Source organism: Pseudoalteromonas sp. H105 (genome assembly GCF_001469215.1).
In the GTDB taxonomy this organism is placed as follows: Bacteria; Pseudomonadota; Gammaproteobacteria; order Enterobacterales; family Alteromonadaceae; genus Pseudoalteromonas.
On sequence record NZ_LOFH01000009.1, the window covers coordinates 100,441 to 121,873 of the forward strand.

General features: G+C 40.9%; 16 protein-coding genes and 1 tRNA gene. 11 read left to right on the forward strand and 6 right to left on the reverse strand.

Annotation, left to right across the window (positions count from 1 at the left end; genetic code table 11):
• The first annotated feature begins 56 nt into the window (after nt 1–56).
• The 3 genes from lon (at nt 57) to ppiD (ending at nt 4,979) form a co-directional block, all read left to right on the forward strand.
• Nucleotides 57–2,417, forward strand: a complete 2,361-nt coding sequence (gene lon / locus ATS75_RS15165) for an endopeptidase La (RefSeq protein WP_058561267.1) — start codon at nt 57–59, stop codon at nt 2,415–2,417.
• Nucleotides 2,418–2,601: 184 nt separating this feature from the next.
• Entirely contained in the window at nt 2,602–2,904 is a 303-nt protein-coding gene (locus ATS75_RS15170; RefSeq protein ID WP_290209683.1) for an HU family DNA-binding protein, read from the forward strand.
• Between the two features lie 170 nt (nt 2,905–3,074).
• Complete coding sequence (gene ppiD / locus ATS75_RS15175) at nt 3,075–4,979, forward strand: peptidylprolyl isomerase (RefSeq protein ID WP_058561268.1); 1,905 nt, start codon at nt 3,075–3,077, stop codon at nt 4,977–4,979.
• A gap of 784 nt (nt 4,980–5,763) precedes the next feature.
• Here the strand turns inward: ppiD and ATS75_RS15180 are convergent.
• From ATS75_RS15180 to ATS75_RS15195, 4 genes are all read right to left on the reverse strand, one after another.
• Nucleotides 5,764–7,584: a DEAD/DEAH box helicase gene (locus ATS75_RS15180; RefSeq protein WP_058561269.1), complete on the reverse strand. Its 1,821-nt coding sequence runs from the start codon at nt 7,582–7,584 to the stop codon at nt 5,764–5,766.
• Between the two features lie 161 nt (nt 7,585–7,745).
• Nucleotides 7,746–8,009 carry a GrxA family glutaredoxin gene (locus ATS75_RS15185; protein WP_058561270.1) on the reverse strand — a complete coding sequence of 88 codons (264 nt, stop codon included), beginning with the start codon at nt 8,007–8,009 and terminating at the stop codon, nt 7,746–7,748.
• Between the two features lie 137 nt (nt 8,010–8,146).
• Nucleotides 8,147–10,225 (reverse strand): TonB-dependent receptor plug domain-containing protein, encoded by a 2,079-nt coding sequence (locus ATS75_RS15190; protein ID WP_058561271.1) that lies wholly within the window; start codon nt 10,223–10,225, stop codon nt 8,147–8,149.
• Between the two features lie 127 nt (nt 10,226–10,352).
• Nucleotides 10,353–10,847 carry a TlpA family protein disulfide reductase gene (locus ATS75_RS15195; protein WP_058561272.1) on the reverse strand — a complete coding sequence of 165 codons (495 nt, stop codon included), beginning with the start codon at nt 10,845–10,847 and terminating at the stop codon, nt 10,353–10,355.
• Between the two features lie 278 nt (nt 10,848–11,125).
• On the opposite strand from ATS75_RS15195, the gene ATS75_RS15200 reads away from it, so the two are divergent.
• Complete coding sequence (locus ATS75_RS15200; RefSeq protein WP_058561273.1) at nt 11,126–11,572, forward strand: Hsp20 family protein; 447 nt, start codon at nt 11,126–11,128, stop codon at nt 11,570–11,572.
• 99 nt (nt 11,573–11,671) lie between these two features.
• On the opposite strand, the gene ATS75_RS15205 is transcribed toward ATS75_RS15200, so the two are convergent.
• Together ATS75_RS15205 and ATS75_RS15210 are read right to left on the reverse strand one after the other, a co-directional pair.
• The gene (locus ATS75_RS15205; protein ID WP_058561274.1) at nt 11,672–13,225 is read right to left on the reverse strand and encodes a cryptochrome/photolyase family protein; all 1,554 of its coding nucleotides are present in this window, start codon (nt 13,223–13,225) and stop codon (nt 11,672–11,674) included.
• Nucleotides 13,226–13,382: 157 nt separating this feature from the next.
• Complete coding sequence (locus tag ATS75_RS15210) at nt 13,383–13,853, reverse strand: globin (protein ID WP_058561275.1); 471 nt, start codon at nt 13,851–13,853, stop codon at nt 13,383–13,385.
• Nucleotides 13,854–14,233: 380 nt separating this feature from the next.
• On the opposite strand from ATS75_RS15210, the gene ATS75_RS15215 reads away from it, so the two are divergent.
• From ATS75_RS15215 to rpsO, 7 genes are all read left to right on the forward strand, one after another.
• Nucleotides 14,234–14,310, forward strand: a tRNA-Met gene (locus ATS75_RS15215).
• Between the two features lie 329 nt (nt 14,311–14,639).
• Nucleotides 14,640–15,095: a ribosome maturation factor RimP gene (gene rimP / locus ATS75_RS15220; RefSeq protein ID WP_058561276.1), complete on the forward strand. Its 456-nt coding sequence runs from the start codon at nt 14,640–14,642 to the stop codon at nt 15,093–15,095.
• Nucleotides 15,096–15,133: 38 nt separating this feature from the next.
• Nucleotides 15,134–16,633, forward strand: a complete 1,500-nt coding sequence (nusA, locus tag ATS75_RS15225; protein WP_058561277.1) for a transcription termination factor NusA — start codon at nt 15,134–15,136, stop codon at nt 16,631–16,633.
• Between the two features lie 25 nt (nt 16,634–16,658).
• Nucleotides 16,659–19,316, forward strand: coding sequence for a translation initiation factor IF-2 (infB, locus tag ATS75_RS15230; protein ID WP_058561278.1), 2,658 nt, complete (start codon nt 16,659–16,661; stop codon nt 19,314–19,316).
• Between the two features lie 110 nt (nt 19,317–19,426).
• Entirely contained in the window at nt 19,427–19,831 is a 405-nt protein-coding gene (gene rbfA, locus ATS75_RS15235; RefSeq protein WP_058561279.1) for a 30S ribosome-binding factor RbfA, read from the forward strand.
• Entirely contained in the window at nt 19,831–20,781 is a 951-nt protein-coding gene (truB, locus tag ATS75_RS15240; RefSeq protein ID WP_058561280.1) for a tRNA pseudouridine(55) synthase TruB, read from the forward strand. Before rbfA ends, truB begins: the two co-directional genes overlap by 1 nt.
• A 107-nt stretch (nt 20,782–20,888) precedes the next feature.
• Nucleotides 20,889–21,158 (forward strand): 30S ribosomal protein S15, encoded by a 270-nt coding sequence (gene rpsO / locus ATS75_RS15245; RefSeq protein ID WP_016707659.1) that lies wholly within the window; start codon nt 20,889–20,891, stop codon nt 21,156–21,158.
• Nucleotides 21,159–21,433 lie beyond the last annotated feature (275 nt).

Consider the following 21,433-nt stretch of genomic DNA (forward strand, 5'->3'; position numbering starts at 1 on the left):
GTTATCCCCATATACTTGAGTAATCATTAAAATAAATGAAGAGCGAAGAGAATATAATGACGCTTGAGAGAACAGATCGAGTCGAAATCCCGGTGTTGGCATTGCGCGATGTTGTGGTGTATCCGCACATGGTAATCCCGCTTTTTGTAGGCCGCGAAAAATCCATTAAATGCCTAGAAGCAGCCATGGATAAAGATAAGCAAATTTTTCTTGTTGCGCAAAAAGACGCAACTGTCGATGAGCCTGAGCAAGACGACATATATCGTGTTGGTACAATTGCGACTGTCTTACAGTTGCTTAAGTTGCCAGACGGTACGGTAAAAGTACTGGTTGAAGGTATACAGCGCGCAAAATTAGAAGATTTCGTTGATAATGATGATTTCTTTGTAGCGAATGCTCAGTTTATCAGCTCTGATGAAATTGATGAGCAAGAGCAAGATATTTTCATCAGCAGTGCAATCAGCCAGTTTGAAGGTTATGTAAAGCTAAACAAAAAGATTCCACCAGAGGTATTAACCTCTGTGAGTGGGATTGATGAAGCACCACGTTTGGCCGACACCATGGCGGCGCATATGCCCCTTAAAGTGCCTGAAAAACAAAAAGTACTTGAAATCGCGAATGTAACTGAGCGATTAGAGTATTTAATGGCATTAATGGAAGGTGAGATAGACTTACTGCAAGTTGAGAAAAAAATTCGTACCCGCGTTAAAAAACAGATGGAAAAATCGCAGCGTGAGTACTACCTAAACGAGCAAATGAAAGCCATTCAAAAAGAGTTGGGCGAACTTGATGACGTGCCTGATGAATTCGAAGCCCTTAAAAAGCGTATTCAAGAATCAGGCATGAGCAGCGATGCACAAGAAAAAGCCAATTCTGAATTAGCTAAATTGAAGATGATGTCGCCAATGTCGGCTGAGGCCACCGTTGTACGCTCATATATTGATACGCTTATTAATGTTCCATGGAAAAAGCGCTCTAAGGTGAAAAAGGACCTTGCTGGCGCGCAAAAGATTTTAGATAGCGATCATCATGGTCTTGATAAAGTAAAAGAACGCATTATTGAATACCTCGCGGTTCAACAACGTACCAATAAGCTTAAAGGTCCAATCTTGTGTTTAGTAGGTCCTCCTGGTGTTGGTAAAACCTCACTAGGTCAGTCGATTGCTCGCTCAACAGGTCGTAAGTATATTCGTATGGCGTTAGGTGGCGTACGCGATGAAGCTGAAATCCGCGGGCATCGTCGTACTTACATTGGTTCTATGCCAGGTAAATTGATTCAAAATATGAGTAAAGTGGGCGTCAAAAACCCATTATTCTTATTGGATGAAATTGATAAAATGTCGTCAGATATGCGTGGCGATCCAGCATCAGCATTGTTAGAAGTACTCGATCCTGAGCAGAACAGCCATTTTGCTGATCATTATCTTGAAGTCGATTACGATTTATCCGATGTCATGTTCGTTGCTACATCAAACAGCTTTAATATTCCAGGTCCGTTATTGGACAGAATGGAAGTGATTCGACTTTCTGGTTATACCGAGGACGAAAAACTTAACATTGCCAAAGAGCATTTGATTCCTAAGCAAATTAAACGCAATGGCCTAAAAGACAACGAAGTTGTCATTGAAGACAGTGCTATCGTGGGTATTATTCGCTATTACACTCGAGAAGCGGGTGTGCGTAATTTAGAACGAGAAGTGTCTAAATTATGCCGTAAAGCGGTTAAAAATATCCTGTTAGAAAAAGACACCAAAGTAGTCACAATTGATGAACAAAACCTTGAAGAGTTCTTAGGTGTGCAACGCTATGATTATGGTAAAGCTGAAGATGGAGACCGTATTGGTCAAGTGACGGGTTTAGCATGGACAGAAGTCGGTGGTGACTTATTAACTATCGAATGCGCGGCCGTGCCAGGTAAAGGTAAATTAAGTTATACCGGTTCATTGGGCGATGTGATGCAAGAGTCGATTCAAGCAGCGATGACGGTGGTGCGTAATCGTGCTGATACTTTCCGTATTAATAGCGACTTTTACGAAAAGCGTGATATTCATGTTCACGTGCCTGAAGGAGCAACACCAAAAGATGGTCCGAGTGCCGGTGCTGCCATGGTAACTGGTTTAGTATCCAGTTTAACTGGTAATCCCGTGCGTGCTGATGTGGCCATGACAGGTGAAATCACATTACGTGGTGAAGTGCTGCCAATTGGTGGCCTTAAAGAAAAATTATTAGCGGCGCATCGCGGTGGTATTAAAACCGTTATTATTCCAAAAATTAACGAACGTGACTTAAAAGAGATCCCTGACAATGTATTGGCAGGCCTTGATATTCACCCAGTTACATGGATTGATGAGGTTTTAAAATTAGCACTTGTACACCCAGTTGAAAGTTTTTCAGTCGAAACGCCTAAAAACCAGTAAAAAACCTAAAAAAAGTGCATCAAAGGGCTTTTCAAATCTAGATGGTATGATAAGTTAAGCACTGGTTTTCAAGCCTAGGCCTTATGTGGCCTAGGCTGAAGAAAAAATACAATCGTACGAGCATGAAATAGTTTGCTCCAAATTTTCAAAACAGTGATGTTAGTTTAAAAAACAATCGCTCTTGATAATAACAATGAAAGAGGATGATATTGTGAATAAATCTCAATTAATCGATCAAATCGCAGCTGACGCTGACATTTCTAAAGCGGCTGCTGGTCGTGCACTAGATTCATTCATCGAGTCTGTATCTGGCGCTCTTAAAGATGGCGATTCAGTAGCATTAGTAGGTTTCGGTACTTTCTCAGTACGTGAGCGTGCTGCGCGTTCAGGCCGTAACCCACAAACTGGCGAAACAATTCAAATTGCCGCAGCGACTATCCCAGCTTTCAAAGCCGGTAAAGCGCTTAAAGATGCATGTAATAGCTAATTATTGTTTTCAATGAGTTAGTTTTGGTAGTTAAAGAAGCTCGTCGCTTTTTAGCACAAACAGCTATCTTTATCGCCAACAGCTTCAAGAAAAAAAGCGTATCTGGTAAGATACGCTTTTTTTACATGAGCTAGGCGATTTCTGCCTCAGAATAGAATAGAGATAAATAAATGCTTGAGAAAATCAGAGAAGGCTCGCAAGGCCCGGTAGCCAAAGTTATTTTAGGGGCAGTGATTTTATCTTTTGCTTTAGCGGGGATCGGTGGTTACTTAGGTCAAACCACAGAGCAGCCTGTTGCTGAAGTAAACGGTATTAAAATTAGCCAAACAGAATTTAGCCGTGCTTATCAGAATGAGCGTAATCGCTTAGAACAGCAGTTTGGAGAATACTTCACGCAAATCGCTGCTGATCCAAATTATATGGCGCAAATTCGCCAAGGTGTCGTTGATCGCCTAGTACAGCAAGAGTTGCAAACACAACTAGCCAACGAGTTAGGTCTTCGTGTAAGTGATGAAAGCGTCAAAAAAGCAATTTTAGAATTGCCATACTTTCAAATAGGTGGCCAATTTAGTAACGATCGCTACTTACAAGTTATTCGTCAAATGAACTACCAGCCAGATGCGTTTCGTGAGTTTCTTCGTGAAGACATGACACGCAGTCAACTTATTTCAGCTGTGGCTGGAACTGATTTTGCGCTTGATAACGAGTTAGCAAGTGCTGTCGCACTGCAACAACAGACCCGTGCTATTGATTATGTAGTGCTTAGCAAAGAGTCGCTTCAAGAAGGTATTGAAATCGGTGAGCAAGAAATAGCTGACTACTATGACCTAAACACGTCGCAGTTTATGGCGCCAGAACAAGTATCTGTTAGCTATATTGATTTAAATGCAGCGAATTTAGACTTGCAAACTAATGTTAGTGAAGAGCAAGTAAAAGCTTACTACGAACAAAGTAGTGCGCAATATTTAGAGCCAGAAAAACGTCGTGTTTCTCATATTTTAATTGATAACAGTGAAGATGATGATGCGGCTAAAAGTAAAGCGGAAGACTTGTTAACACAACTTCAGCAAGGGGCCGATTTTGCTGCATTAGCGCAGTCGTCTTCTGATGATATTGTGAGTGGCGAAATGGGCGGCGATTTAGATTGGATTGAACGCGATATGATGGATCCAGCGTTTGAAGATGCAGCCTTTGCACTGAATGCAACGGGGGATTTTTCTGATGTGGTTGAATCTGAATTTGGTTATCACATTATTCAACTAACTGATATTCAAAGCCAGCAGACTAAAGCTTATGATGATGTAAAGGCGGATCTACGTACTGAACTTGAACAAACAGAAAAAGTAAATGCATTTTATGAGAAGCAGACTCTAATGAGCGAAGTCGCATTTGAAATGTCTGATAACTTAGTGGACGCAGCTGAAGTTGTAGATGTAGACGTGTCAACAACACCACTGCTAGTCCGTAATGCGCTACCTGAGCCGTTAAATACTCCGGCGGTACTGAGTGCAATATTTTCACCCGATGTACTTGAAGATGGTATGAACTCAGAAGTTATTGAAGTGGCTGATGAGCGTGTAGTAATTGTGCGTGTTAATCAATATGTACCAGCAGCTACAAAACCATTGACAGATGTGTCAGAGCAAATCAAAGCCCGCTTAGTAAGCCAAAAAGCATCGGAGCTAGCTAAAGAAAAAGCGACTGAATTATTTGCAGAAATAACATCAGGTAAAAGTTTAACAGCGCTTGCATCCGAGCAGGGTTTAGAGCTTCGTAATGAAGATGCACTCACCCGACAAGCTTATACCGTGTCTCCTGCAATTGTTCAGCAAGTGTTTAAAATGGCTCACCCATCAGGCAGCCCTGTGGTTGAAAACGTTGAGCTTAATAATGGTGATGCTGCAATTGTTGCACTTAAATCAGTGACTAATGGTACTGTGCAAGGCGAAATTGAAGCACAGCAAAAGCAGAATATCACGATGACTCAAATCAATAAAAACTACATGGTGTTCATTGATGCTTTGAAGGCTAAAGCAGAATTAAACATACCAATAGCGCAAGCCGCTGCTGAGTAAGTTTTAGTCATCTTATAAAAAACGCCGAAAGGCGTTTTTTTATGCCTGTAAATTAATGAATATTTTACTTATGAGTTAAATGGTGTGTTTATTAGCATGATATTAAAGACAGTGTATTGTGTGATGGCTAGCTTAGTTAAGAACTGAGTTTATATAGTCTACCCAATTGAAGAGCGCGGTATAGCCATATAAGAAAGCGAAGTTGAGTTAAGCCTGTAATTTAAGAGTTCTCTAAGAGTTTTTTAAAGGTGTTTATCAGGGTTGTTAGGTTTTGTTCGCTAAAAATATAAAATGGGCTAGCAAGCTTTCTAGGAGGCTTAATGGGTGGGGGGAAATTTGTTGACCTTTGCGGATTAAAATTTGTTCAAGCTAGGGGTGGTTTGATCGCGGCGCGAGGTTTGTAACCTAGTGGGCTAAGTCAAAACCGAGCAATAAAGAGCAAATAGCCCCTAGCCAGAACCCGAAGGGCAGCGCCTGTTTGGCATTGAAGCTGCGTTATCGCCTATTTATGGGGAATAACCACACCACATAGGCACTGCCTTGCCTAAATACCAAACAGACTGCTGTAAATTTAACCTTGAAAGGTAAACAGACCCTAGTGTAGTAAAAAACAGCAAAGTATGTGCTCACACCAACCCGCAATAATGCTAAATCAGTTTAGGATATTAAACCTGACGCTAACGGCGTTAAAAATTTCTTATTTAAAACAACTAAATGACAATAAACAAAAAAGCCTCATCAAATTAATGAAGAGGCTTTTAGCATATTAGCTTAAATAACTATATTAGTTAGATGTAAAGCTAACCGGACGACGTTCTTTACGAGGACCGCCACGCTTATCACCGCGTTGGTTGTCTTTGTTAAAGCTACGTTTTTTGTCACCACTTGGACGCTCAGAGCGTTCTGCACGAGGCTCAGCTGGACCTTGGTCTTGTGTCAGTGTCATACCCATTGGGCGTTTACAAATAAACACTTTTTGGAAGTGATCAAGGACATCTTTAGGCATGTTTTGCGGTAATTGTACCGTACTGTGACTGTCATGCAGACGAATGTCACCAATGAACTTGCTTGAGATATCAGCTTCGTTAGCGATTGCGCCAACAATGTTCTTAACTTGAACACCATGCTCACGACCCACTTCGATACGGTATGTATCCATAGGACCTGCATCACGGCTATTGCGCTCGCGAGGTTTACGCTCAGCGCGCTCACCACCACGTTCGTTACGACGACCACGATCACTGCGCTCATTGCGAGGGTTGCGTTCATTACGTTCACGAGGCTGAATTTTAACTTCTTCAACTTTAATTGGTGACTGTTGCTGTGCTAAACATAGTAATGCACCCGCTAAATCTTCAGGGGCAAGTTCAAGCTTCTGGGCCATGTTAGCAGCTACGTCGTTAAAGAACGTAATGTCTTTATTTTCAAGTGCTAATGTAAGCTTTTCTTGTAATGCATTGATTCGTTTTTCTTCAACAATTTTAGCTGTTGGTAATTCAACCTGAGCGATTTCAGATTTAGTATGACGAATGATATTTTTAAGTAAATAACGTTCATTATGCTTAACGAATAAAATTGCTTTACCAGTACGACCAGCACGGCCTGTACGGCCAATACGGTGAACGTAAGCTTCAGAATCTTGTGGAATGTCATAGTTGATAACTAAGCTTAAGCGGTCAACATCTAGACCACGAGCTGCTACGTCTGTTGCAATTACAACATTTAGCATACCGCTTTTTAAGCGATCAACTGTGCGTTCACGGGCTTGCTGGTTCATATCACCGTTAAGTGGCGCAGCAGAGAAACCTTCGCGCTCTAATAATTCAGCAAGTTGTACTGTATCGTTACGTGTACGTACGAAAACAATAGCACCTTCGTACTGCTCAGCTTCTAAGAAACGAACGATTGCTTTGTTTTTATGTACATGGGCATTCCAAAACACTTGTTCAACTGAAGATACAGTCGAGTTACGCGCAGAAATATGAACCTGTTCAGGATTATTCATATATTTGCTGCTGATGTTTTGAATTTGCTTAGGCATTGTCGCAGAGAAAAGACATGTTTGCTTTTCGCGCGGCGTTTTTTCCATGATGTTTTCAACATCATCGATAAAGCCCATGCGTAACATTTCATCGGCTTCATCAAGCACTAGCGCTTGCAGAGCGTCAAACTTGATTGTGCCACGGTTAATATGGTCGATTAGTCGACCTGGAGTAGCAACAATGATTTGAGCGCCACGACGAAGTGCGCTTAATTGAATGCTGTAACTTTGGCCACCGTATAGTGCTAATACTTCAACACCACGAGTACCTTTTGCATATTGTTCAAATGCCTCAGCAACTTGGATCGCAAGCTCACGGGTAGGTGTGAGTACAAGGATCTGTGGCTGTTTCACAGACGGGTCAATATTGTTTAGTAATGGCAGTGCAAATGCTGCTGTTTTACCTGTACCCGTTTGTGCTAGTCCCAGTACGTCCTTTCTTTCTAGCAATAACGGTATACATTGAGCTTGGATTTCAGATGGTGTCTTGTAACCCAACTCTTCAACTGCTTTCAAAATTGCAGGAGAAAGATTTAAAGATTCAAACGTGACTGGTTCTGACATTAATACGCCTCAACGAATTTAAAGAGGCGCGCATTGTATAGGAAATACGAGGCAATTGCTTGTATAAATTACAACTAATTTGTATGTGATTGATGTTGGTGAAAATTTAATCAGTTTAATTTTTAGTCAAACCAAACTGATTAACAAGTTCGAAACATAGTTTATTTATAAAGGCCCAGGTTTTCTTTAGCGTAGGCCTCAAATTCAGTGAACCCACCGATGTGTGCTTGGTCAACAAATATCTGTGGCACGGTTGGGCAAGGCTTTCCTGCGGATTGCTCTAAGTCTGCTTTACTAATACCTTCTTTGATTATATCAATGTAACGGTATTTAAAATCATCGCGTTCATTTGCTAGCTTTTCAGCAACGTCTTTTGCGCGAACACAAAAAGGGCAGCCTTCACGGCCAAAAATTACAGTTAACATATCGCTCTCCTCGATTTAGTGTTCATGTATGGTAGCGAATTTTAAAAATAAAAACAGTGTATAAAATCGATTAGTTAATTCTATTTAAATGATGGGCATGCATAGGTTTAAAGTCTTGAACATGCCCATTAATGTGATTAGAAAGTAAGGCTAAAACCGATTGAAGGGCGCATTTCAAAATCGTCATCATTTTCTTTGATTATTAAGTCATTTGTCGAGGCTATTTTCTGATAATCTAAATCTATGCTACTGACATTACTTTGGCCGTAAGCATTCATCAGCTCTAAAATTAAATGGCCATCCAATCCAAAGAATTTTGTTTTACGCTCGAAGCGAATATCAAGGCGATGATACACATCAAATCGTTCGGAAAAAGGGTCACCATATTCAGGTAAAAAGCGTCCTTGGAAGTCTGGGTTTTCTTTAACACCAATGATAGGTGTATAAGTTTGTCCGCTGCGTGCAGTAAAGTTAAAACCGCCTTGCCATTTTTCACTGATCTGATAATTGAACACCATATTCACGACTAATGGTGTGTCAGCATAGTACTGACGAGTTATGTTCTGTCGCTCATCAGTACGCTCACTTTTTGCATAACTCAATGCTACCCAACCATACCACTTGTCTGTTTTATTTTTGTTGATCAATAGATCAACACCGTAAGCGCGTCCGGAAACATCGTTGCTGTAAAGAATCGCGGCGTCAGGGTAGTCATTTAATGCTAATGGTAAATCGTCCATGGTTTTGTAATACCCTTCAACGGACCATGTCCAATCGCTTGCAAGCTCCTGAGCAAAACCTAGGCTACTATGCTTTGATGTTTGCGAACGTAAGTTAGGATTGCCTTGTTCAGGTATTAGGTAATCAACATCTTGCATTCGGTTGTAATGACCATATTTGGCGTTGATTCTGTTTCTGTCATTTATAAAGTAGGTAAACGCAAGGCGCGGCATAACAAAATTTTCATTGGTGTAATCATTGCTCTGGTATTGAACACCCACTTCACTTTGCCATTGGTCATTGATATCCCAAATATGTGTAGCGCCGAAAAAATATGTGTCGAGCGCGAGGCTATCTTTACCTTTGATCCGGTCGCCTTTATTTAAATCGCAGTCGGGGTCTAACTCCGTGCAAAGGTATTGAAAACTGTCGTAACGGTAAGTCGTCTTATTATCAAAATAAGCGGCATCAAATATGAATTGTTGAGTTTTGCTAATACGCCAATTTAAACGTCCTTTATAGGTGAGTTGCTTTTCTTGCTCTTCTTCAAAGAAGCCATCACTCAAGGTGGCGCGTTTGGCGTACTCTAATCGTCCTGAATGATCGAGTGAGCCAATACCCAAACGTAAACTGAATTTTTTATTGAAGTGATCCCATAAAACACTTTGGCTGGTAAACTCACGAATGAAATCAGCATCACCCTGATATTCCGGGGTTTTTAGAGATAACTCAGCGCGCTGATTGAAACCGGCTGCCACTGAATCTTTAGCCCCTGTAAATGAAAAGGTAAGTGTATTTTTTTTGTTTATATCCCATATCCACTTCCCTTGATAGTCATGGTCATCGGGTGGCTCATTAATAGTAACGCCACTGGGTTCACCATCCTCATTTTCAAGTTCTTCACCCTTTGAGAAAAATAGCGGTAAAGTGCTTTTGCGCCCTGATAAATAAAATGCAGTGTTCTCTGTCAACTGACCTTCTATGAACACACCGGCATTAAACATTGTAAAATCAAGCGTGGTTGTGATTGGTTGATACTTAGGGTTACGCAGTGATACATCAAACACAGCACCTGTGGCATTACTATAGCCGGAGCCATAGCCTGCAGAGTAAAGCTGAAAATCTTGAATGATGTATTTGTTAAAAATAGAGCTGCCAAAATCATGGAAAATATAGCCAGCAGGCATAAAATCAACTTCAAATAAGTTGTCCTCAGGTGATGAGCCTCTTACCGCCGGTTCACTCATTGAGCCACCTGCAGCAATAACACCGGGCAGTGCAAAAACAGCGCGCAGCGGGTCGCCCATAGCGCCAGGCATCGTGACAAGTTTTTCTGTATTTTCCGTTATTTCACTGGCGATGCTACTGCGTTTATATACAACGTCAATGTGTTCTATTGTATGTGCTGATTTATCAGTATTTGCTTGTGTTAAAAATGGCAAACAAAGTGCAAGCGGTGTTAAGCGAAAAAGCGAGTGCAATGGGTTGGCTATCATATTTCTTCCATGGTCGTGAACAAATGTAATTGCCACGTATGATAGAGATAAAACGCGTATAAATGCTTAGAAAAGTGTTGGTGAATTGTACCTAAATGTAGGTGGGTGTTACAAAATATTACGTGCTTTATAACGCCCTTACTTTTATGCCTAATTCACTTGAATAGCCCATTGAGCGTGAGGTGATCTGTAATTGTTCGTTGACGATATAGTAGGTTGGAAAGGCGCTTATTTTGTAATCACTTTGAGTGTGATTATTACCTAACACAATAGGCATGGTTAAGTTTAGGTCTGTAACAAAATTAGTGACTTCTTGTGGGTTTTTGTAATCAAGAGCAATGCCAATCGCATTAATGCTAGAGCCTTTCAGTGCAGATTCTAAGTTGGGCATACTGTATCGGCAAATAGTACACCATGGGGCAAAGAAATAAATGACAGTGTTTTTTCCTCCTAGCATTGCTACATTGATTCGTTGCTCGCTGTCATCAAGCAAGGGTAAATTAAAATAGGGGGCAGGGCTGTTGTCAGTCGCGAGTAAGTTACGCTGCTGGTATGCCGTAACAGCAAAAAACACTACTGAAGCGAGTATTATGTTGAAAATCAGACTTTTTAGTTTCTTCATATTTGTCTCGAAGATTTATTTAAATTTATTTTAACCTTGAAAAGTATACAGCGCATCCTAATTAATTTGAGTAGGCAACAGTCGTTTTGAAAAATAAATATTTTTTTAAAATAATCTTGAAAACAATTTTGCCGTCCATATATAGTTTAGTGAGGACGCCTGATGGGTCCCAAATTAAACAGAAGTAATTGAAATATATAGTATTAAATTAAACTTTGTTTGTGCTTGTTCGACAGAAAAGCACATGCAAAATATCGCTTAAATATGAGGATATTATTATGCGTACAGTAGATTTATCACCACTTTACCGTTCATTCATCGGTTTCGATCATTTAGCATCATTAATGGATGCAGCGGCTCGCACTGACAAGCAGCCAAGTTTCCCTCCATACAATATAGAAGCACTCGATAAAGATAAATACCGTATCACTATGGCTGTAGCCGGTTTTAGTGACAATGAGCTGACCATAGAATCAGAAAACAACACATTAAAAGTAGCCGGTATTAAAGCCGATAAAAGCGAGGCTGATGAGCGTAAATTTATTCATCAGGGTATTGCGCAGCGTAACTTTGAGCGCAAATTTCAACTAGGCGACCATGTTAAAGTATTGGGTGCAGATTTAGCAAATGGCTTATTGAGTATTGATTTACAACGTGAAATACCAGAAGCATTAAAACCACGTAAAATAGAAATTGGCAGTGGTAATTTGCTACAAGGTAAATAACTAACTTTTAAACTACATTTCCCTGATTAGTGTTACTTTGGCCGCCTTATTTAAGGCGGCATTTTTATTACCAGCCAAGATGATGACAAACGAATAGGTTTAAAGAATTTCAATATTATCCAAACACCATTGAGCTCTATTTAGAATGGCTTGGCGTTGAAGTGGTTCTTGTTTTTGCCAATTTCTATATACCATACCAATACGTGGGTTTCGAGAAAGTCGTTCTTCATGTTTATCCATAAAGTGCCAATATAAACTGTTGAATGGGCACGCTGAATCCTCAGTCTTTTCTTTAACGTTATAATGGCACGTTTTGCAGTAGTCGCTCATTTTATTAATGTAATTACCACTGGCTGCATATGGCTTAGTTGCAATCAGCCCTCCATCGGCAAATTGACTCATTCCCCTTGTGTTGGGCATTTCTACCCACTCTATGGCATCGATATAAATACCTAAATACCAACTATCAACCTCTGCAGGGTCCATTGCAGTTAGTAAGCAAAAATTACCTGTTATCATTAAGCGTTGAATATGATGCGCGTATGCCGTGTCTAAGCTTTGGTTAATAGCATGCTTCATACAATTCATTTTGGTTTTCCCCTGCCAAAAATACTTAGGCAAAGAGCGACTGGCATTTAGCTCGTTTTTAACTGCGTAGTCGGGCATATTTTGCCAGTAAATACCGCGTACATATTCACGCCAGCCGAGAATTTGCCTAATAAACCCTTCAACTTGTGCAAGGTTTATCTCATCTGGACGAGCATCAAATGCTTCAAGGACTTGGCTGATGACTTGCATTGGATGAAGCATTTTTGTGTTTAACGCAAATGAGATGCGGCTATGATACAAACTCCATTGTTCAGTACTATTACAGGTCATCGAATCTTGAAATTGGCCAAAAAGAGGGAGTAAGTGAGCACAGAAATAATCGAGTAATTGCTTTGCTTGATTACGGCTTGTTGGCCAAAGTAACGTGTCTGAGCAGTGACCAAATGTACTTACTTTATGGTGTTTGATGCGCGTAGCAATAGCTTGAACATCGTTTTGGAAAATTTTAGCTTGAGGTATTTTTTGTAAATCTGCTTTTTTGAGTTTGTTACGATTATCTTGATCGAAATTCCATTGGCCACCTTGTGGCGATTCACCCTGCATCAAGATATCAAAACGCTTTCGCATCATGCGGTAGAAAAATTCCATTTTGACATGTTTATCTTTTTTAAAGTGTTTATCAATATCTTCAAAGGGTAATAAAAAATGCTCAGTATCAAATCCTGTAACCTTAAATGCACAGCCTTTTTTAAGGTTATCCATTTGTTGTTGTAGGCGGTATTCGTCAGGGAACTGGTACTCGATGTTAGTGCAATCATAATGTTGTGCTAATCGCGCTAACAGGCAGTTAAGTGTTTTGTCATTTTTGGTATCGTCCAAAGTGAGATGTAGCACGTTTAACCTTGCACTTTTTAACGCGTTTGCAAAATTCCCCATGGCACTAAAAAAAGCAATTACTTTTTGGATATGGTGCTTTACATAGTCTGTTTCTTGTTTTAATTCCGCTATAACATAAAGAACATCGTCTTGTTGGTGCTCTTTATACCAACTATGATTAGGGTTAAGTTGATCCCCAAAAATAAACCTAAGAGTTTTGTATTTCATAAAATAAGCCAAATAAATATATAGTACATGCGGTAATAAACAATACAGACCATACGAACTCATAGTGTGCAGGGATCGATTTGTCCATAACATTAAAAAGCTAAAAACGTGTTGTTACAGCACTATAATACAAAGCTAGGTGCTATTAGGCTTATTTTTAGAACTGATTTATTTGTTGCTTATTAATGAAATCATTGAGATGTACGATGTTGCTAGTATTGAATAAATAACCTGTGACAATGCTTCTAAATATACTTATTGCTTGTTGCCAAACGTTTTCAAGTTTAGGGGAATAACAGCCTTTTAAGTGAATCTTTAAAGTCGCTAAGAATGAGTTACATAGAATGTCCGTGTCTTCATAACTCATGCCCATGTTACTTAAATTATTAGCATAGTGTTTTATAAAAGGTGTCACTGTTCTAAGGTCATCAAGGTGCATAACAATGCGTTCAAGTACACAGTAAAGAATATACGTTTTTTCATTGATTTTACTACTAGACAGACAAAGCATATCGAGAGACTCTCGTTTTACATGCATTTGAAACGTATATGAAAAGCAGTGAAAGTTTGGTTTAATAATAGTAAGACTATTGAGTAGTAGCTGTTTTTCGAACGTATTGATTCCCATAACCACCCCCGAGAAAGTATCTATCGTATTTCCTTAACTATAGACAATATAAACTATCATGGGTAAGTAACTAACAACTTACATTTGGGGGGGCGTGCACAAATTTCCCAGTTTAAGTTTTTTATTTATTGCCACCGGCTACGTGTAAAAGTGACTGTGAGATGACTCTTGAATATCCTACAAGGGATAAAATGAAAAATGTGAACCTTGCCTTTGACTACTAATTTATAACATTAACCAAACATAAAATTTGCATTTTCACAGTGTTATTCTTTATCGGTTTATTGGTTGCTAATTATGCCAAGAGCCTTTATAATAGCCGCATTGTTTAGCTTGGTGTGATACAGCTAAATAGTTACTTAGCAATAAGTAACAGTTGGCGCGGGATGGAGCAGCCTGGTAGCTCGTCGGGCTCATAACCCGAAGGTCGTCGGTTCAAATCCGGCTCCCGCAACCAATCTAAGTTGGATTAAGAATAGTAAGCAACTCGCATTTGCTAGTGCTTTACATTCTAAAGCCAACATATAGATGGTGGCTAAGTCTACTGTTTGTATGAAGTCGCGCATTCTATGTAATGCGCGTTTTGCGTTTAAGCTATTGAGTTTATTTAGGTGGCATAGCTACCCGCAGCCAAGCTTGGCCCATGGCCACACAGTTTTATGCTTTAGGTGTGACGCCCCGCTTGGTTCGGGGCGTTGTTGTATCTGCACCACTTGGTTTGTACCAAGAAATAAACGAAGTATTTTAGGGCTATAAGCCCTTTTTTTGTTTGTATGGAGGATTTTCGTGACAAAACTTGAGCAAGATTTACTAACCATGCTTTCACCGTCCGTTGAGATGTTAGGCTTTGAACTACATGGTCTTGAGTTTGTGCAAGCTGGTCGCCATTCTACGCTGAGGGTCTATATTGATCATGAAGCGGGGATTTCGGTAGATAACTGTGCTGACGCGAGTCGTCAAATAAGTGCAATTTTAGATGTCGAAGACCCAATTACAAATGAATATGATTTGGAAGTATCGTCTCCTGGTGTTGATCGTCCATTATTCAAACAAGATCACTACGAGAAGGCGCAAGGAGAGGAAGTACGCGTGCGTACTAAGCTTCCACAAGATGGTCGTCGTAATTTTAAAGGCGATTTAGTATCAGTTAGCAGTGATATGATCACACTATCTAGTGATGGTGCTGAACATATGATCATGCTTAGCAACATTGAACGTGCGAACATAATCGCAAAGTTTTAGTTCGAGTGCGAAGGAATAGGGCAAGCGAGGCATTACCCATGGCAAAAGAGATATTATTGGTTGCTGAAGCCGTTTCCAATGAGAAAGCGGTACCAAAAGAAAAGATTTTTGAAGCGCTAGAGTTCGCATTAGCGACGGCGACAAAGAAAAAGCACACAGGCGAAATTGAAGTACGTGTAGCTATTGACCGTAAAACCGGTAATTACGATACGTTCCGTCGTTGGCAAATTGCACAAGTACTTGAAGATGGCTCTTTAGAGAACCCATACAGCGAGATTACGCTTGAAGCAGCACAAGTTGAAGACGAAAATTTACAACTTGGTGATTTTGTTGAAGAGCAAATAGAGTCAATTAAATTTGACCGTATAACAACGCAAATGGCGAAACAAGTTATCGTACAAAAAGTACGTGAAGCTGAACGTGCACTTGTTGTTGATGCATACAAAGATCAGCAAGGCGAACTTGTAACAGGTGTTGTTAAAAAAGCAACACGTGATGCAATCGTGCTTGATTTAGGAAATAACGCTGAAGCGGTAATTTACCGCGACGACATGCTTCCTCGTGAAAACTTCCGTCCAGGTGACCGTATTCGTGGTCTTCTTTACGAAGTTAAGCCTGAAGCGCGTGGTGCACAGTTATTCGTAACGCGTTCTAAGCCTGAAATGCTGATGGAATTATTCCGCATTGAGGTGCCAGAAATCGGTGAAGAGATGATTGAATTACGTGCTGCAGCTCGTGATCCGGGTTCTCGTGCTAAAATTGCGGTTAAGTCTAACGACAAACGTATCGACCCAGTTGGTGCGTGTGTAGGTATGCGTGGCGCACGTGTTCAAGCGGTCTCTACTGAATTAGGTGGTGAGCGTGTTGATATCGTTCTTTATGATGACAACCCAGCACAATTTGTTATCAATGCGATGTCACCTGCAGAAGTTGCATCTATTGTAATGGATGAAGATACGCATTCAATGGATATCGCTGTTGAAGCAGATAACCTAGCCCAAGCGATCGGTCGTAATGGTCAAAACGTACGTCTTGCTAGCCAACTAACAGGTTGGGAACTTAACGTGATGACTGTTGAAGAGATGCGTCAGAAGAACGAGGCTGAATCAGATAAGTTAATCAACTTGTTCACTGAGAACCTTGACATTGACGATGATTTCGCAACGTTATTAATTAATGAAGGCTTCTCTACACTTGAAGAAGTAGCTTACGTACCTGCATCTGAATTCTTAGAAATTGATGGTTTAGATGAAGATACTGTTGATGTACTGCGCTCACGTGCGAAAGATGCGTTAACAACCAAAGCATTAAAAACTGAAGAAAGCCTTGAGGGTGCGGAGCCTGCTGAAGACTTATTAGGACTTGAAGGGTTAGAGCGTCATCTTGCATTTGTAATGGCAAGTAAAGGTGTAGTAACGCTTGAAGATTTAGCTGAGCAGGGTATCGATGAACTAGTTGATATCACTGAGCTTTCACCTGAACAAGCAGGTGAGCTGATTATGGCTGCGCGTAACATTTGTTGGTTCGCAGACGAGTAATTTATTAACGGAGGTATTAGACACTATGGCAGAAGTAAATGTTGAAAAACTAGCCGGGGATATTGGTACAACTGTTGATAAATTGCTACAGCAGTTTTCACAAGCCGGTATAGAGAAGAAAGCGGGTGAGAATGTAACTGAAGCAGAAAAAGCACAGTTACTAGATCATTTGAGCAAGTCACATGGTGGCACGGGCTCTGAAGGTCCGGCTCGCATGACATTGCAACGTAAGAGCAAAAGCACATTAAGTGTGACCGGCTCTACGGGTCAGGCAAAGTCAGTGCAAGTAGAAGTACGCAAAACACGTACTTATGTTAAGAAAAGCGCCATTGAGCAAGAGCAAGAGCAAGCACGTATCGCCGCTGAAGAAGCTGCGCGCCGTGAAGCTGAGCAAAAAGCTGCTCAAGAAGCTGCTGAGCTTAAAGCGAAACAAGATGCAGAGCGTAAAGCCAAAGAAGAGGCTGATCGTAAAGCAAAAGAAGAAGCTAAACGTAAAGCAGATGCTGAACGTGTAGCAAAACAGAAGCAGATGACCCCAGAGCAAAGTGCTAAGTCTGAGAAAGATCGCATCGAAGCTGAGCGTCTGCAAAAAGAAGCAGAAGAGGCCGCATTGAGAAAAGCTGAAGAAGAAGCTAAACGTCAAGCAGAAGAAGCAAGAAAGCTAGCTGAAGAGAATTCAGCACGCTGGAAGAAAGAAGAAGAAGAACGTAAGAAACGCGAAGAAACAGCGGATCACCATCTTACGACTTCTACCTATGCACGTGAAGCAGAAGATGTTGCTGATGCGCGTGATGAGCAAGGTTCGCGCCGTGCTAAGAAAAAGAAAAAGGCTCCAGCAAAAGATAAATTTGCTGCAGCTAAAGGCCGTAAAGGCAAGCTAAAAGCACCAACGTCATTACAACATGGTTTCCAAAAACCAACGGCTGATGTTAAAAATGAAGTGCGTATTAGCGAAACAATTACAGTCGCTGAGCTTGCATCGCGCATGGCAGTTAAAGGCGCTGAAGTTGTTAAAACGATGATGAAAATGGGTGACATGGTTACTATCAACCAAGTTATTGACCAAGAAACTGCACAGCTTGTAGCAGAAGAAATGGGCCATAAAGTTATCATCGTTAAAGAAAATGAATTAGAGCAAACAGTACTAAATGACCGTCATGAAGATGGTAAGTCTGAGCCGCGCGCGCCAGTAGTAACTGTAATGGGTCACGTTGACCATGGTAAAACATCAACGCTTGATTACATTCGTTCAGCGAAAGTGGCATCAGGCGAAGCCGGCGGTATCACGCAGCACATCGGTGCTTACCATGTTGAAACTAACGGCAACATGATCACTTTCCTAGATACTCCAGGACACGCCGCGTTTACATCAATGCGTGCACGTGGTGCTAAAGCGACTGATATCGTAATCCTAGTGGTTGCAGCAGATGATGGTGTAATGCCACAAACCAAAGAAGCGGTACAGCATGCTCGCGCAGCTGGCGTTCCTTTAATTATCGCTGTAAACAAAATGGATAAAGAAGGCGCGGATCCAGATCGCGTTAAGAACGAACTAGCACAGCTAGACGTTATCCCAGAAGATTGGGGCGGCGATACACAGTACGTTCATATCTCAGCTAAAACTGGTTTAGGTATTGATGACTTGTTAGAAGCGGTTCTTATGCAATCAGAGCTTCTAGAGTTATCTGCACCAAGCGAAGGCATGGCTGCCGGTGTTGTAATCGAATCGCGTCTTGATAAAGGCCGTGGTCCAGTTGCATCTATCCTTGTTCAGTCAGGTACGCTTAACCAAGGTGATATCGTACTATGTGGCCTTGAATACGGCCGTGTTCGTGCAATGAAAGACGAAAATGGTAAAGATATTCGCTCTGCGGGTCCATCAATTCCAGTAGAGATTTTAGGTCTTTCTGGTATCCCAGCGGCAGGTGATGAAGCGACTGTTGTTAAAGATGAGCGTAAAGCGCGTGAAGTAGCTCTTTATCGTCAAGGTAAATTCCGTGATGTTAAATTGGCTCGTCAGCAAAAAGCGAAACTTGAAAACATGTTTACTAACATGGCTGAAGGCGATGTATCAGAAGTTAACGTGGTACTTAAAGCAGACGTTCAAGGTTCAATTGAAGCAATTTCAGATTCACTAACTAAGCTTTCTACTGATGAAGTAAAAGTGAAGATTGTCGGTTCTGGCGTAGGTGGTATCACTGAAACTGATGCAACACTTGCTGCAGCATCAAACGCAATCGTAGTTGGCTTTAACGTTCGTGCGGATGCATCAGCGCGTAAAGTGATTGATACTGAAAACTTAGACCTTCGTTATTACAGCGTAATCTACGCCTTAATCGAAGAAGTTAAGCAAGCGATGTCTGGTATGCTTGCGCCTGAGTTTAAGCAAGAGATCATCGGTCTTGCTGAAGTACGTGACGTATTTAAGTCTCCAAAAATTGGCGCAATTGCTGGTTGTATGGTTACTGAAGGTACTATTAAGCGTAGCGCACCAATCCGTGTATTACGTGAAAACGTGGTTATTTACGAAGGTGAACTTGAGTCACTTCGTCGCTTTAAAGACGACGTTCAAGATGTTCGTAATGGCATGGAATGTGGTATCGGCGTTAAGAACTACAATGACGTTCGCGTTGGTGACCAAATCGAAGTATTCGAAACAGTTGAAGTACAACGTTCACTTTAATTGTTAGCATATTAAGATGATAAATGGGGGCTCAGCCCCCATTTGTGTATCCATTATTAAATTAACTTATTTATATTTCTCAATGAGTTATAAAATTAGAGTGAAGAGCAATGAGAGAATTTTCTCGCACTGATCGTGTTGCTCAGCAAATTCAAAAAGAAATTGCTGTTATATTACAACGCGAAATTAAAGATCCACGTTTAGGCATGGTCACTGTATCAGCCGTTGAAGTATCACGTGACTTATCTTACGCCAAAGTATTTATCACGGTATTTAATACTGAAGATGAAAACGCAGCTAAGCAAAGTGCAAAAGTACTTAACGAAGCAACAGGTTATATTCGCTCGTTATTGGGCAAGCGTATTCGTGCTCGTATTATGCCAGAGCTTAAATTTGTGGTTGATAACTCACTAATGGAAGGGATGCGCATCTCTAACCTAGTAGATTCAGTTATCCGTGAAGATAATGCTAAACATGTAGACGAAAACGACAGCGAAGAAGGCACTAAAGACTAATGGCAAGACGCAGTAAGGGCCGTCCGATTGATGGCATTTTGTTGTTAAACAAACCACAAGGTATTTCATCGAACAGAGCCTTACAGCAGGCAAAAGGTATTTATTTTGCACAAAAAGCTGGGCATACCGGGGCACTTGACCCTTTAGCCACAGGGATGTTGCCGATTTGCTTTGGTGAAGCGACTAAGTTTACCCAATTTTTACTCGACACAGATAAAACTTACGTTGTCCGAGCAAAATTAGGTGAGCGTACCACAACATCAGATTCTGATGGAGAAGTGGTAGAAACACGTGATGTTAACGTGACAAAAGAACTGCTTGAGCAAGAAATTGCTAAATTCTTAGGTGAGTCAGATCAATACCCGTCAATGTATTCAGCGTTAAAATATGAAGGGAAACCTTTGTATAAATATGCAAGAGAAGGCATTGAAGTGCCGCGTAAGTGCAGAAAAATCAATGTGTTTAGTTTAACGCTTGATGAGTTTGATGAAGCGAACAACGAAGTACAAATGACAGCCCATGTGTCAAAGGGCACCTATATCCGTACTATTGTTGATGACTTAGGTGAAAACCTAGGCTGTGGCGCGCATGTGATTATGTTACATCGCTCAGCGGTGGGGCATTACCCTGCGGATAAAATGGTCTCGCTTGAGCAGCTTGAAGCATTATTAGCAAAAGCCAAGGCTGAAGAACTTGCGCCTTCGAGTTATCTTGATGAGCTGCTACTGCCTATGGATACCGCACTGGTTGATTTACCGGTTGTTGAGATAACAAAAGAGCAGGGCATGTCGTTTAGTCATGGTCAAGCTGTAGTACTTGGCAAAGTCTTGCCTGAAGGAGCGATTAAAGTACTTGCTGATGGCGTTTTTATAGGCACTGGTGAGCGTAATCCTGATGGACATTTAAAGTCTAAACGCGGTTTATCTAATCAGCAAGAAACGCCAGGCTAAGTTTATCTTGTAGTTATGACTAAAGCTGGTAGAATATGCCCGCTTAATCGTTTTGGCTGAATTAGTGATCGGCTAAGGCACCTTTTACATTTATTTTTGGAGTTACTATGTCACTAAGCAATCAAGAAAAAATCGATATCATCGCAAAATTCGCACGTGCTGAAGGCGACACTGGTTCACCTGAAGTACAAGTTGCACTTTTAACTTTTGATATCAACAAGCTTCAAGGTCACTTTGCTGATCACAAGCATGACTTCCACTCACGTCGTGGTCTGCTTCGTAAAGTAAGCACTCGTCGTAAACTGCTTGATTACCTTAAAGGTAAAGACATTGCACGTTATACTGCGTTAATCCAAGAGCTTGGCCTACGTCGCTAAGATCTAGATTACCTAAAAAGGAGCTTTTTGGCTCCTTTTTTTGTGCCTGAAATTTGTCGCATACCTTGCAGTTTTCATCCAATAACGCTTGAAAAATCAGCTAAACACCCCACCATAACTTAGAACTATGTACTCGAGTAACACGCGTACTATAATCTAGTTGCTAGACTCGCATTTTTACGTGGCTTTGGTATATACTATGCGCGTAGATAAAAAGGTTTATCTACGGTTATTTACATCATTGCCAATTGTAGTACTTAATTGATTTCCAACTG